Annotated in this window: 11 protein-coding genes; 1 reads left to right on the top strand and 10 read right to left on the bottom strand. The window is 48.5% G+C overall.

The window, feature by feature from the left end; translation table 11 throughout:
- Positions 1-9: 9 nt before the first annotated feature.
- From G9G53_RS06525 to argC, 9 genes are all read right to left on the bottom strand, one after another.
- On the bottom strand, positions 10-2,469 hold the full coding sequence (locus G9G53_RS06525; RefSeq protein ID WP_165146297.1) for a glycosyltransferase family 2 protein: 2,460 nt from the start codon (positions 2,467-2,469) through the stop codon (positions 10-12).
- The gene (locus G9G53_RS06520; RefSeq protein ID WP_029514559.1) at positions 2,462-2,713 is read right to left on the bottom strand and encodes a hypothetical protein; all 252 of its coding nucleotides are present in this window, start codon (positions 2,711-2,713) and stop codon (positions 2,462-2,464) included. The genes G9G53_RS06525 and G9G53_RS06520 overlap by 8 nt, the downstream gene beginning before the upstream one ends.
- 447 nt (positions 2,714-3,160) lie before the next feature.
- Positions 3,161-4,573: an argininosuccinate lyase gene (argH, locus tag G9G53_RS06515; protein WP_013312248.1), complete on the bottom strand. Its 1,413-nt coding sequence runs from the start codon at positions 4,571-4,573 to the stop codon at positions 3,161-3,163.
- Positions 4,574-4,659: 86 nt separating this feature from the next.
- The gene (locus G9G53_RS06510; protein WP_069010680.1) at positions 4,660-5,895 is read right to left on the bottom strand and encodes an argininosuccinate synthase; all 1,236 of its coding nucleotides are present in this window, start codon (positions 5,893-5,895) and stop codon (positions 4,660-4,662) included.
- 63 nt (positions 5,896-5,958) lie between these two features.
- Positions 5,959-6,915 (bottom strand): ornithine carbamoyltransferase, encoded by a 957-nt coding sequence (gene argF, locus G9G53_RS06505; protein WP_165146279.1) that lies wholly within the window; start codon positions 6,913-6,915, stop codon positions 5,959-5,961.
- Between the two features lie 48 nt (positions 6,916-6,963).
- Positions 6,964-8,226 carry an acetylornithine transaminase gene (locus tag G9G53_RS06500; RefSeq protein ID WP_165146262.1) on the bottom strand — a complete coding sequence of 421 codons (1,263 nt, stop codon included), beginning with the start codon at positions 8,224-8,226 and terminating at the stop codon, positions 6,964-6,966.
- Between the two features lie 53 nt (positions 8,227-8,279).
- Positions 8,280-9,119, bottom strand: coding sequence for an acetylglutamate kinase (argB, locus tag G9G53_RS06495; RefSeq protein WP_165146259.1), 840 nt, complete (start codon positions 9,117-9,119; stop codon positions 8,280-8,282).
- Positions 9,120-9,237: 118 nt separating this feature from the next.
- Complete coding sequence (gene argJ / locus G9G53_RS06490; RefSeq protein ID WP_165146256.1) at positions 9,238-10,464, bottom strand: bifunctional glutamate N-acetyltransferase/amino-acid acetyltransferase ArgJ; 1,227 nt, start codon at positions 10,462-10,464, stop codon at positions 9,238-9,240.
- Between the two features lie 105 nt (positions 10,465-10,569).
- Entirely contained in the window at positions 10,570-11,619 is a 1,050-nt protein-coding gene (gene argC, locus G9G53_RS06485) for an N-acetyl-gamma-glutamyl-phosphate reductase (RefSeq protein WP_165146253.1), read from the bottom strand.
- A 418-nt stretch (positions 11,620-12,037) separates the two neighbouring features.
- Here argC and G9G53_RS06480 point away from each other — a divergent pair, with 418 nt between their 5' ends.
- Positions 12,038-12,952: an SMP-30/gluconolactonase/LRE family protein gene (locus tag G9G53_RS06480; RefSeq protein WP_165146250.1), complete on the top strand. Its 915-nt coding sequence runs from the start codon at positions 12,038-12,040 to the stop codon at positions 12,950-12,952.
- 99 nt (positions 12,953-13,051) lie between these two features.
- Here G9G53_RS06480 and G9G53_RS06475 read toward each other — a convergent pair whose 3' ends face one another.
- Entirely contained in the window at positions 13,052-13,951 is a 900-nt protein-coding gene (locus G9G53_RS06475) for a YitT family protein (RefSeq protein ID WP_029514568.1), read from the bottom strand.
- Between the last annotated feature and the right edge of the window lie 55 nt (positions 13,952-14,006).

The raw sequence follows: 14,006 nt of genomic DNA, 5'->3' as shown, positions 1-14,006 counted from the left end.
TCTTCATATTCAGGAGGACTGTGCCGGGGTATCATCCAAGTCGTGCATATCGGTCAGACCATGTGTCGTCTTTTCCCAATAGAACGGCTTGGTAATGAGCTGCCAAGCTGCTTTCACCGCAGCTATACTCATTAGTACCCAATATAACGGCGAGAGTAGCCCATATTTGACCATCGCGTATGAAAATGTTCGTTCACCGCGCTCTTCCAGTTCCCCGATGACCCAATACATTCCGGCCACGTTACTGAATACGAACAGAAAGTTACCGATATAAAATTCCGCGCTGGCCAGGTAATACACATATCCCGGGAACAGCTTGGGAATAAAGGACAATTCCCAGCCAAACCATAAAATAAGCAAGCCCCAAAAAATCGGATTCAGCAACGGCAACATTGGAGTTGCCAAAATCATCACCTGAAAGCCGAAAAAACCTTTCCAGCCCACTTCGCGCACCAGCTTCACCGGATTGCGCATATGAACCAGCCACGTCTGCATATACCCCTTGATCCAGCGTGACCGCTGACGAATCCAGTTGCCCACGCGGCTGTTAGCTTCCTCCCATGTACGGGAATCGACAATAGCAGTTTTGTAGCCGCCTTTATACAGACGTATGCCCAGATCGGCATCCTCGGTTACATTATAGGGGTCCCACGCATTAATATCTTTCAATACAGATACCCGAAAATGATTGGATGTGCCACCTAAAGGAATTGGGGTATCTAACTGCATAATACCCGGCAGCAGTAGCTCGAACCACATACTGTATTCTTGAGTGAACCAGCGGGTCAGCAAATTTTGTGTACTATTAAAGTAGTTGAGCTTCGCCTGAATACACGCATAATGCTCAGGGAGTGAATCGAACGCTGCAATGACCTTTTTAAGCTGATCAGCGTCGGGACGATCCTCAGCATCGTAAATCACGACAAACTCGCCACGTGCCCGAATAAGTCCATAATTACATGCCTTCGGCTTGGTTTTCGGCAAACCGTCTGGAACGACCAGTGTCGTGTAATAGGCCGGCAGCTTCATTTCCCGAAGTAGCTCGATCGTCTCAATGTCATCCTCTTCAATCAGCAGCCGCACGTCCAGCTTGGACTTGGGATAATCCAGCTGCTCCAAATTTCGCAACAACATCGGAAGCACGCCCGCTTCCTTATACATAGGTACAAGAATGGTATAGATCGGCAGTTTCTTTTCATCCATGGCGTCAACCTCTTCCTTCGTAAAACGAAGCTGCGCCCCACGCCGGGAACCAAGATAAATAATGCCAAATTTAAATAGCGTCATCGCAAAATAAAACAGCTGAATCATCATATTGATGATCAACACCGTTTTCCAACTGTTCCAGAAGAGACCGAGCAGTGTAATCATACCCATGGCTGCGAACACCCAAAGTTGTCCCTTTGTAAAAGTCGTCCGCGCCGAATTGTGCGGTTCTTTTTCCAACAGCCCGGTCGTGCTCTCCTGCATCATTTCTTCACCGTAGATTTTACCCCAGAGCTGCTCCATCTCTTCCTTCGTAGCAAGCACCTGCTCTACCGGCATACCCAGAATTCCCTCCAGCTTCAAGCGTCGCTCTTCTGGCAGCGGATCGCTGACCGCCACAATATATCGGTTCATATATTGATGGATAACGACCACGCCATAAGCCATTGCCACTTGCTCGGGTAGTTTGTACGCCGCATCCAGCGCGAGTTCCTCACCAATACGCCCGATCCGGTTCTGTGTAGCAATCGCGCGGTACAAATCCGCAGGTTCCAGCATTTGCAATGACAGCAAGATGTCGCCCAGCAGCCCGCCGCTCTTCGCCTGGAACTCCAGTGCGCGTTCCAGTTGTTCCGGCAATATATAACCGGAACGAACCAGCATATCGCCTAGGCGCTCCTTGGACTCGTCGCCGCCAACCTGTTCCTGTAGCTGCTCGGCTGTAATGAAGCCCATTTCTACAAGAATATCGCCCAGCCTACCACCGTAGCGCTTCTGGTTGCGGATGGCATCTGTCAGCTGATCGCGGGTGATCATCCCGTTCTCCACCAGTTGATCCCCCAGACGGGCCTTGCCGTTTCGGCCGCTCCGCGTTCCTGTTGCTGCCTCTTCGCCTTCCGTACCAGGGATACTGGAAGCAGTGACCATAGCAGCTCCTGCTGCTGTCTGTTCCTGGCCAGATGCATATTGGACTTGAGCCTCCTGCCCCTGTCCATCCTGTATCCCTTCATCCAGCAATTGTTCCACAGCTGCTGCTGTATCATTGGCGTTCCGTATAGCCTCGATACGAAGTTCTGTATCCTGAAGTCGCCGTTCCAACTCTTCGATATGAAAATCAAGCTTGTACAGCACCGGAGCCTGCTCTGCCCGCTGAGCCTCTAGCTGTTGTTGCAGTTGTTCGATTCGCTGACGCTCTTCTTTTATTCTTCTCTTGGTTTGGCGAATTGAAACTCCTCCAACCTGCCACCTAAGCTTGTCACCCATGAATTCCCGCCCTTTCAATCCAGCGCCGCTCTTCCGCAAGCGCATCTGCAAGCAGCTGCTTTAACTCCGCATCCCGCTGCTTTTTTCGTTCCAGCGCCGCGTGAAAAAGTTCCCGCTCCTCGCGCAGTAACTCCTCCGCTTGTATCCGTTCCTCATGCAATGAAGATATCAGTTGATCGGCTTCAGAAGCGCGATAACCGATCCAAGCGCTCTTTAACTGACGCGCCGTCCTTTTAGTTCTCATAATACCTCCCTGAATCATCCCGACTCTGCCTTTTGCTACGTCACTACCTTAAAGCATATACATGCCGTTCTCCCAAAACCAGGACATACCTCTGTTCTCATTCAAGCCCTTCATTTACACATTTATGAAATTCACTTGACCAAAAGAGCCCCTAGTAACTTGACATTTATTTATTGAATATAGTTCTTGTCCTATTGAATTGGTAATTCAATGAAAAACTTAGTGCTATTCTACCATAATCACCGTAGACGTAGTATACAAAAATGTAAATTCTAGAAACTTTCACACTAGTGTAGTAATAGGTATTTGGAACTATGAATTAATGCCCCAAAAAGCACAAAAGACACCGCGAACGGTGCCTTAGAATCTTTGATTGCTAATTCCTTAAAATTTGATTTTACACAGTATACCGCTACTGTGCAAGAGAATAATATCTTTCTTTACTGATTAATTTTTCGGCTTGTGCCCTTCAAACCATGTTGATGTATTCGCCAGGAGCTGTTCACTGCGCCCAATGGCTGCCTGTACCTGACCGGTAGCGGTTCCACCATATACATTCCGTGCATTCACTACCGCTTCCGGTTGAAGTACCTCATAGATACGCTCATCAAACAAATCCGAAAACTGCTGAAATTCGTCCAGTGTCAGATCAAGCAAATATTTTCCATGCTGGATGCAATACAGTACGGTTTTGCCAATGACCTCATGCGCCTGACGGAACGGAAGCCCTTTGCCGACCAAGAAGTCCGCAATATCCGTTGCATTGGAGAAGTCCTGGTTGACCGCTTGACGCATGCGATCCTTGTTCACCTTCATCGTGGCGATCATCGGTGCGAACAGTTGCAAGGCTCCTTCCAGCGTGGCAACGGTATCGAACATCCCTTCCTTGTCTTCCTGCATGTCCTTGTTGTATGCCAGCGGCAAGGATTTCAATACAGTCAACAAGCCCACGAGGTTTCCATAGACACGTCCGGTTTTACCACGTACCAACTCCGGTACGTCCGGATTTTTCTTCTGCGGCATAATGCTGCTGCCTGTACAAAAAGCATCATCCAGCTCGACAAAACCAAACTCCGTGCTGCTCCATAGCACCAATTCTTCGCTCAGACGAGACAAATGCGTCATAATCAGCGAGGCGCCAGCCAGGAACTCTACGATAAAATCCCGATCGCTGACGGCATCGAGGCTATTTTCATATACGCCATCAAATCCCAGTTGCTCGGCTACAAAATGACGGTCGATCGGAAAAGTGGTCCCGGCCAAAGCACCCGCGCCAAGCGGCAACACGTTAATCCGCTTGTAGCTGTCTTTGAGTCGGTCAATATCACGCTCCAGCATAGACACATACGCCAGCAGATGATGTGCAAATAAAATAGGCTGCGCACGCTGCAAGTGTGTGTATCCAGGTACAATCGTGTCCAGATTATCCTTTGCTTGGCCGATTAATGCAGCTTGTACATCATGCAGCATACCCACCAGCGATACCACACGTCCACGCAAATACAAGTGCATATCCGTTGCTACCTGATCGTTACGGCTACGCCCAGTGTGTAGTTTACCCCCCACTGGACCAATAGCCTCGATTAGATTTTTTTCGATATTCATGTGAATATCCTCATCCGAAACGGAAAATTCAATTTCCCCACGGCGGATACGCTCCAGAACGGTGTGCAGTCCTTCCTTGATCGTGTCTGCATCCTCCTGCGGAATAATTCCACATTTTCCTAGCATGGCCACATGAGCCAAACTGCCTTGAATATCTTCTTCCGCCAACGCCTGATCAAACCCGATAGAAGCCGTATATTCCTCTACCAGCTTGTTCGTTTGCTTCGTAAACCGTCCGCCCCATAGCTTACTCATTGCATGATCCCCTCTCTGCAATACAAGCCGCCCTCGTCGTTTGGACAAGAACGGCCCGCATCCCGTACATTTTTTAGGTTACATCATTATTTATGATTTTGTGTTACACCCGCATTGACCTTCAAACGCAGAGCATTCAAGCGGATAAAGCCTGTTGCATCGCCTTGATCGTAGGCTTGTGTCGGATCGGCTTCCATGGTCGCAATGTCCGGGTTGTACAAGCTAACCGGACTTTTAACGCCTGCGCCGATAATGTTGCCTTTGTACAGCTTCACACGCACGGTACCACTGACATTTTTCTGACTCTCATGAACCAGAGCCTGCAAAGCGACACGTTCCGGTGCGAACCAGAAACCGTTGTAAACCAAGGTAGCATAACGGGTAATCAGACTATCACGCAGATTCATAACCTCGCGATCCATCGTGATGGATTCCATTTTGCGGTGAGCTGTGAACAGGATCGTACCGCCCGGCGTCTCATAGACTCCCCGACTTTTCATACCAACAAAACGGTTTTCCACCATATCCACGCGTCCGATACCATGCTTGCCGCCGAGCTCATTCAGTTTTTCCATCACTTGCAATGGACTAAGCTGTTCTCCGTTCAAAGCGATGCAGTTACCTGCTTCAAATTCCAACTCCAAATATTCTGCTTCATCAGGAGCGTCCTCAGGCGCGTTACTGAGCAAGAACATTTCTTTATTTTCAGGAGCACTTGGATCAAACCAAGGGTCCTCCAGCACGCCGCTTTCATAGCTGATATGCAGCAGATTACGGTCCATGGAGTATGGCTTGGCTGCAGAAGCAGTTACCGGAATGTCGTGTTTTTCCGCATAGGCAATCATTTCTGCACGGCCCGGGAACTGATTGCGGAACTCTTCCAGCCGCCAAGGTGCAATCACCTTGATATCCGGCGTCAACGCCGCCGCGTTCAGCTCGAAGCGTACCTGATCGTTACCTTTGCCTGTTGCCCCGTGAGCAATGGCTGTTGCTCCCTCGGCAATCGCAATATCGACCATCCGCTTAGCGATCAATGGACGTGCAATACTCGTTCCGAGCAAATATTGTCCTTCATATAAGGCACCCGCCTGAAACATCGGATAGATAAAATCCTTGGCGAATTCATCACGCAGATCATCAATGTACACTTTGGAAGCCCCTGTAGCGAGTGCTTTTTCCTCCAAACCGTCCAGTTCTTCTTTTTGACCAATATCTGCGGTGAAAGCGATGATTTCAGCATCATAAGTTTCTTTGAGCCATTTCAGAATAACCGACGTATCCAGACCGCCGGAATATGCGAGTACGATTTTTTCTTTTGCCATTGTTAAAGTCCTCCCCGAATGCTTCTAGCCTTTATCTTCTTTACCTATCAATACCTATCAATCTTATGCCATTAAAGCAACTAACAGCGCTTTTTGCGCATGCAGACGATTCTCCGCTTCATCAAAGATGACCGAATTCGGACCATCGATTACGCCTGCACTCACTTCTTCCCCACGATGCGCAGGGAGACAATGCAGGAATAAATAATCCGGCTTTGCCAGCTTAACCAGCTCCTCATTCACCTGAAAGTCGGCAAAAGCAAGCTCCCGCTCCTTCTGCTCTTCCTCAAATCCCATGCTCGCCCACACATCTGTGTAGATCGCATCCGCATCTTGTACTGCTTCCTGCGGACTTTGGGTTATAACGATCTCACTACCTGTCTGTTTGGCAATTTCACGGGAAGCTGCGACCACACTCGGGTCAGGCTCGTATCCAGCTGGACTTGCAATCGACACATGCACTCCAAGCTTCGCCCCCCCAATCAAGAGAGAATGAGCCATATTGTTACCGTCTCCGATGTAAGCCAATTTGAGCCCTTTTAGCTCACCCTTTTGCTCATACAAGGTTTGATAATCTGCTAGCACTTGGCACGGATGCGCCAAATCACTCAATCCATTGATCACAGGAATGGACGCATAACGTGCCAACTCTACCACATTATCGTGTCCAAAGGTACGAATCATAATGCCATCCAGATAACGTGACATGACTTGGGCCATGTCGCTAATCGGTTCGCCGCGTCCCAGTTGAATGTCATTTTTGCTGAGGAAAAGGGCATGCCCACCCAATTGATACATACCGACTTCGAAAGATACCCGTGTGCGGGTAGAGGATTTCTCGAAAATCAGTCCGAGCGTTTTCCCTTTTAGCGGCTGATAGGTTTCCCCGTTTTTATGCTTACGCTTAATTTCAACAGCGAGATCAATTAAATACTGGATTTCCTCTGGCGAGTAATCGTCCAGCTCCAGAAAGTCCCGTCCTTTCAAATTCATCTGTTGCAGTGCGCCGCCCTGGCTCATGCTATCGTCTCCTTTTACACTCTAGTCTGGGATGATTTGATCTTTACACTAAGCCACATGCTCCCGAATCAATTCAGCAATCCATGTTACAGCCTGATCTATTTCGTTTTTCGTTACATACAAGTTAGGCAACAGGCGAATCACATTCGGTCCTGCTGTAATGAACAGAATGCCCTTCTTCTGTCCTGCCAAAACAAGCTCCGCTACCGGCTCTGCACACTCAATGCCGACCATCAAACCTTTTCCACGGATATCCTTTACAAAAGGACTATCTCCAAGCTGCTTTTGCAGGCTATGGAAGAGGTAATCTCCCATCTCTGCTGCACGTTCTGGCAGCTTGTCATCAATAATCGTTTCAATAGTAGCTTGAACCGCCGCCATAGCAAGTGGCGTACCTCCAAAGGTAGAACCATGACTGCCCGCTGTGAACGCTTCACGCAAATATCCTTTGCCTAGCATCGCACCCACAGAGAAACCACTGCCCAGTCCTTTCGCCAATGTAAAGATATCTGGCTCTATACCATAATGTTCAAAGGAAAACAGCTTGCCCGTCCGTCCCATACCTGTTTGCACTTCGTCAATGATCAGCAGCAAACCATGCTCGCGGCATAGCTTGGTGATCACGTCTACGAAAGCAGGGTCTACCGGATACATGCCGCCTTCGGCCTGCACCATTTCCAGCATAATTGCCGCCGTATGCTCACTGATGGCTGCTTCAAGCGCCGTCTGATCATGAAGCGGAACGCTTTTGAATCCGGCGGGAAGCGGTAAAAAGCCTTCTTTCACTTTGTCCTGACCCGTAGCGGTCAAGGTTGCCAGCGTCCGTCCGTGAAAGGATTGCGTGAACGTAATGATTTCGTAGCGACCGGTCTGCTTTACCTTCTGGTGGTAACGACGCGCCAGCTTAATTGCAGCTTCGTTCGCTTCGGCCCCGCTGTTGCAGAAGAACACGGCATCTGCGCTGCTATGGGCTGTCAGCAAGGCAGCTGCCCGTTCCTGCCCCGGTATATGAAACAGATTGGATACATGCCACAATTCATCGATCTGTTTTTTCAATCGTTCAGCTACTGCTTGAGGCGCATGGCCCAAATTAGTAACGGCGATGCCTGACATGAAATCCAGATAACGCTTGCCCTGATCGTCCCACAGCCAGCTTCCTTGCCCTTTCACCAGTGTAAGCGGGTATCTTGCGTAGTTTGGAAAAAGAGAGCTATTTGTCTGCGCTTTTGCTGACACCTTTTCCGTTTGCACTTCGCTTCCATCCGTACTTGGCATTTCCTCGCTCACCAGCGTATTCGGTTCCTTACTCATTATGTTCACGCTCCTTTATCGTTTGGTTATATAGGTCGAGCTATATATTACAATTACTGCATACGCACAATGCGTGTTCCAATCGCTTCTCCGCCTAGCACACGACTTAGTACCTGCGGTTCGCTACCGTTCACAATGACGACTTCCTTCACTTTGCCGTGGATACAGGCAATAGCCGCTCTCACTTTCGGGATCATACCCCCATATATTTCACCTGTGCTGATCATATCCTCAATTTCCTGTACGGTGATAGAGTCCAGCACTTTCTTTTCTCCGCCATACTTCTTCAATATGCCTGGTACATCTGTAACGACGATCATCCGACTGACCCCCAGATGAGAGGCTACCGCACCCGCCGCTGTATCCGCATTAATGTTGTAACGCTGACCCGATCGATCAATCCCGATGGGGGCAATAACAGGCATATAGTCCATATCCAGGACACCTGTAATAATCGAGGCTTGAACAGATGTTACCTCTCCGACCCAACCGACCTCAGCAGCATTCGACACAGGCTTGGCTTCGATTAAATAACCATCACTACCTGACAACCCCAACGCTCGGCCCCCATGCAGTCCTATTCTACGTACAATCTGCTTGTTAATGCTACCCGCCAGTACCATCTCCACGACATCCAGCACGGGTTCGGTCGTTTTGCGTAATCCATGAATGAACTCTGTTTCGATCCCCAGCTTCGCCAAGTTGTCGGAGATCGCAGGGCCACCGCCATGTACAATGACAGGTTGAAGACCTTCCGACTGCAAACGCGCCAAATCTTCAAAAAAGGAATCAGGTAACGCAGCCAGCGTACTTCCTCCGCATTTCATCACAAAATTACGACGTGCCACTCCCGCATGATTCGCTTGATCCGCGTGTTCCACTGCCGATTGCATATCATCTCTCCTTTTCTTCTCCGCATATCCGTGCAATTTTTAAATGATGCTGGACTTATATCCGCTCTTTGCTTCTATTAACTACTATCCTTATTCAATCCGTATTTTATTCGGGTATCTATGTCCGATAAGCTGCGTTAATCCGCACATAATCATAGGTTAGGTCACAGCCCCATGCTGTAGCGGTTCCGTCTCCGTGATGCAAATCAACAATAATTTGCACCGTATCTCCCCGCAAATAGGCTAGCGCCTCTTCTTCATCAAAAGCGACCGGACTTGATTGGCTTAGCACAACAATATCACCCAAGCGAATATCTACCGTTTCTGGATTAACTGGCTCTCCAGCACGCCCTACGGCCGCAATAATCCGTCCCCAATTCGCATCTGCTCCGAAGACGGCTGACTTGACCAGACTAGACCCAACCACCGTCTTGGCTATCGCTTGAGCGGACGCATCGCTTACCGCTCCGCTTACAGACACCTCTACTAGCTTCGTAGCACCCTCTCCATCGCGAGCAATTGCCTTCGCCAGTTCTCGACAGATATAGATGAACGCCTCGGCAAAAGCGTCCCAATCGGGATGCCCTACGTGCAGTTCACGGTTGCCAGCCAGCCCACTTGCCATAGCAATCAGCATATCGTTCGTGCTCGTATCCCCATCCACCGTAATCATATTAAAGCTGGTATCCGTTGCCTGCTTTAATAGTTGATGAAGCGCCGTCTGTCCGATTACTGCATCACAGGTCATAAAAGCGAGCATCGTTGCCATATTCGGATGTATCATGCCCGATCCCTTGGCCGCCCCGGCGATGTGCACGGTCACACCGTCCACTTCAACCGCCACACATGCTTCCTTTTTAACCAAGTCCGTTGTCAGAATGGCTTGGGTAAATTGCTCTGCTCCATCGTTTTCCCCGTTCATACGGTCAGGTAAGGAGGATATACCTTCAAGCACACAATCCATTTTCAAATGCTCGCCGATCACGCCTGTCGAGGCGACGGCTACATTGCTCTCAGCAACACCCAGTTCATGAGCCGCAGCCGAACGCATAGCGTAAGCATCCTGCTCTCCTTGTTGTCCCGTGCAGGCATTGGCGTTTCCGCTGTTCACCACTACTGCCTGCAATCGACCATCTGCCAAGCTCTCGCGGGTCACCTTCAGCGGTGCAGCCTGAAACACATTGGTGGTGTACACCGCAGCAGCTGTCGCCTCTACTTCACAACGAATCGCGCCCATATCGTTGCGGTTCGAATTTTTTAGCCCGCAGTGTAATCCGCCGGCTGTAAAACCACGCGGAGTTACGATGTTACCCCCGTTTACTACTGTAAACTCTACTTTGCCCATAATTATGTGCCCTCGTTCGCAACATATTCGATGAATGACAGCTGTTTGTATTCCAAATTCCCGCTTGCTGCCGTTATCCGTATCCATGTTGCAGTTACTTGCTACTTACGGATATACCGGTATGAAGCCTAGCCCGAGGTTCTCCTCCCATCCCATCATCAAATTTAAATTCTGAATCGCCTGCCCTGCGGCACCCTTCACAACATTATCAATGACAGAAATAATCGTAAGGCGCCCGGTTCGGCCATCTGCTGCAAAACCGATGTCGCAGTAATTCGAACCCATTACTTCCTTCGTTGCTGGCCATATACTTTCGCCACGTACACGGACAAAAGGATGGCCTTTATAATAATCCCGGTATAACCCGATAAGATCTTGATCTGTATGGTCACCCTTCAGCGTGACATAAATCGTACTCATAATTCCTCGGGTCATAGGAACAAGTTGTGTTGTAAACGTAATCGTAACGTCCTCGCCCACAATATCACCCAGTACCTGTTCGATCTCAGGGATGTGCTGGTGCTTATTCACCTTATAAGCCTTAAAATTCTCGTTCATTTCCGCATAGTGCGAAACGAGGCTTGTTCCCCTACCCGAGCCGGATACACCGGATTTGGCATCCACAATCAGCGACCGATGGTCGATCCAATCCGCTTTCAGCGCAGGAATAATCCCCAGTAATGTTGCAGTCGGATAACAGCCTGGATTTGAAATAAAAGAAACGCCCGCCAGCTTTTCTGCATACACCTCACTGAGTCCGTATACCGCTTGCTTGAGATATTCGGGTGAAGCTGCAGGCTTTTTATACCATGCTTCATACGTTTCCCCGCTTCGAAGCCTGAAGTCCCCGGAAAGATCAATGACCTTCAGTCCGACATCAAGAAGCTGCGGCACTAACTTGGTACTAACGCCCGATGGCGTAGCAGTGAAAACCAGATCGGCCTTAGCAGCAATTTCGTGGACTTCGACACCGTCCAAATCCTGCACCACAATGTCCGTCAGATGTGGAAATCCGTCACTGATTGGGACACCCGCGCTGGACGAAGAAATAACAGATACAATCTCTACTTGCGGATGATGAACCAAAAAACGAATCAGCTCCACCCCGCCATACCCGGTGGAACCGACAATTGCCACTTTTAACTTGCTGCTCACAGACCTTCCTCCATTCCGTTCGTATGAAATATGTATTATTATACGACTCTATTTATATAAATACAACACCTCATGTCATGTTATTCCCCCTAATTTAAAATATGCGCTCTTGTCTATTCTTTTGACCGACAAGCTATACGAGCTATAATAAAGTAAATAAAAAAATAGACAGCGAACTTCTTGAATACAGCTTGCCACTTTGCATAAAGAATAAGGGGGATATTCCCTTTACATGATCTCACTTATTGGAGTTCATCTCGATTGGTCATTTGCTGCACTTTATGGACTTGTTGAACATGAAGGGAGTACATGTAGCACTACATACAAGAGGAAATCACATGCACTGCATCTAGTGAATCTGCTCAGAGGAACCGCTGAAGCGGATAATTGGGGTCGAAAATAAACCTATACGTTAGGGGTGTTACACATCGAAACATATACAGCGAATATCGTTATAGATGCAAAAGCAAAGTTAGGCGAGGGTCCCAGCTGGGATCAGCGGTTTCAACGTTTATTTTGGGTCGATATTAAAGGCTTTCAATTGCATATCTACGATCCTTCTACATGCACAGATCGTACAATAAATGTTGGTGAACATATTGGTGCAGTTGTACCTTATCTCAAAAATAAAGTGATCGTAGCGCTGATTAGCGGTCTATATTGTTTAGATATTGAGACAGGGGCCAAAGTATTAATTCATGATCCTGAGGAAGGTAGACTAGGTAATCGTTTTAATGATGGAAAATGCGATCCTGCCGGACGTTTTTTAGCAGGAACCATGAGTCTAAATGGCGAACATGCGCAAGGAGCATTGTATAGTCTGAACACAAAAGGCAAGGTCTCCTTACTGGTTGGTAAAGCTTCCATATCTAATGGATTAGCCTGGAGCGCAGATCATCGTACAATGTATTACATTGATACTCCAACATTGGAGGTGGTCTCCTTCGATTACGATGTGGTGCAAGGCACTATTAGGAATAAGCAACTGGTGGCTAGATTGGATGAAAGTGAAGGGTATCCAGATGGCATGACAATCGATGCAGAGGGCATGTTGTGGGTCGCGAGATGGGGTGGTAAACGTGTCTCCCGTATCCATCCTGCTCATGGAGAAGTAATTGCTGAGGTATCACTTCCCGTCAATTGTGTGACTTCGTGCGCTTTTGGCGGTGAACAGCTGGATGAGTTATATATTACGACTGCTCAAGATGATGATAGTGCCGATCAACCCTTAGCAGGCGGCCTATTTATGGTCAAGACAGGGGTAAAAGGAACGCCTACCTCGTATTTTAATCAAGGACAAACGGCAAATTGGCTTGAACGATTGGTAAAATGAATCTAGTAAAGCATGCTGAAGAGAGAAGAGCCTACTATATTAGTGGGCTCTCCTGCATGGATTCAGTTAAGAGCATACCTCCAGAAGGCCCTCTTTGTTTCAGCTTTCCTTCTTAAACCCTTCACCCAATACCTCACGAGTATTACTTATTATCACAAAAGCTTCCGGGTCTACCAAGCGGACGAGCGTTTTAAGGCGAGTTACCTCGTTTTGTCCGACTACAACCATAAGCACAGGACGTTCTTCGTTCGTGTAACCGCCCCGTCCTGCCAGCTCTGTCAATCCTCGGTCCAAATCCTGCAAAATAGCCTGCGTGATCGTTTCTTTCTGATTGGATATGATGTAAGCCACTTTGGAGTAGCCCAATCCCATTTCCACGGCATCAATGACCTTACCCGTTACAAACAAGCCGATCAACGCGTACAACGCCCGTTCCGGCGAGAGGGCGAAACCAGCCAGTGTAATCACCGTGCCATCCATCAACATAACACAGAGAGAAAGACTAAAACCCGTATATTTTTGAATAATCTGCGCCAAAATAGCCAATCCACCCGTCGAGCCCCTGCCCCGAAACACGGTACCTAAACCCAATCCTACTCCGATTCCACCATATAGCGAAGCCAGCAACGGATTGGTTGTCGGAACTGCCCAATCCTTCGTAACATAAACGAATAGCGGCAGCATAATACTTCCCAGCAGAGAACGCAAACCGTATTTTTTCCCTAACAGCAGGACCCCTGCTATAAATAATGGAATATTCATTCCCCACTGCGTATAGGCTGGTTCCAGGCCAAACAGCTCCTCGCCCAAGATAGACAAGCCCGATACCCCCCCGGATGCAATCCGGTTTGGGAGCAAGAACATGTTAAAGGTCAGCGCTGTAATGAAAGAGCCGAGTATAATCAGCAAAATATCGGTCACGTTGCGTGCGGGTCCGCTGGCGGCAATCAGAGGCTTGCGTCGTCTTCGGCGAGCAGCGGGAGGATTCAATTGAGGCATCATTCGTGTTCTCCTTTAATTAAAAAATACCGTTACACAAAAATTCCTACAGTCT

It is taken from the genome of Paenibacillus sp. EKM206P, from assembly GCF_011066155.1.
In the GTDB taxonomy this organism is placed as follows: Bacteria; Bacillota; Bacilli; order Paenibacillales; family Paenibacillaceae; genus Paenibacillus; species Paenibacillus polymyxa_D.
Note: the sequence above shows the minus strand (reverse complement) of the source record. Positions and strands in the feature narration are given on the sequence as shown.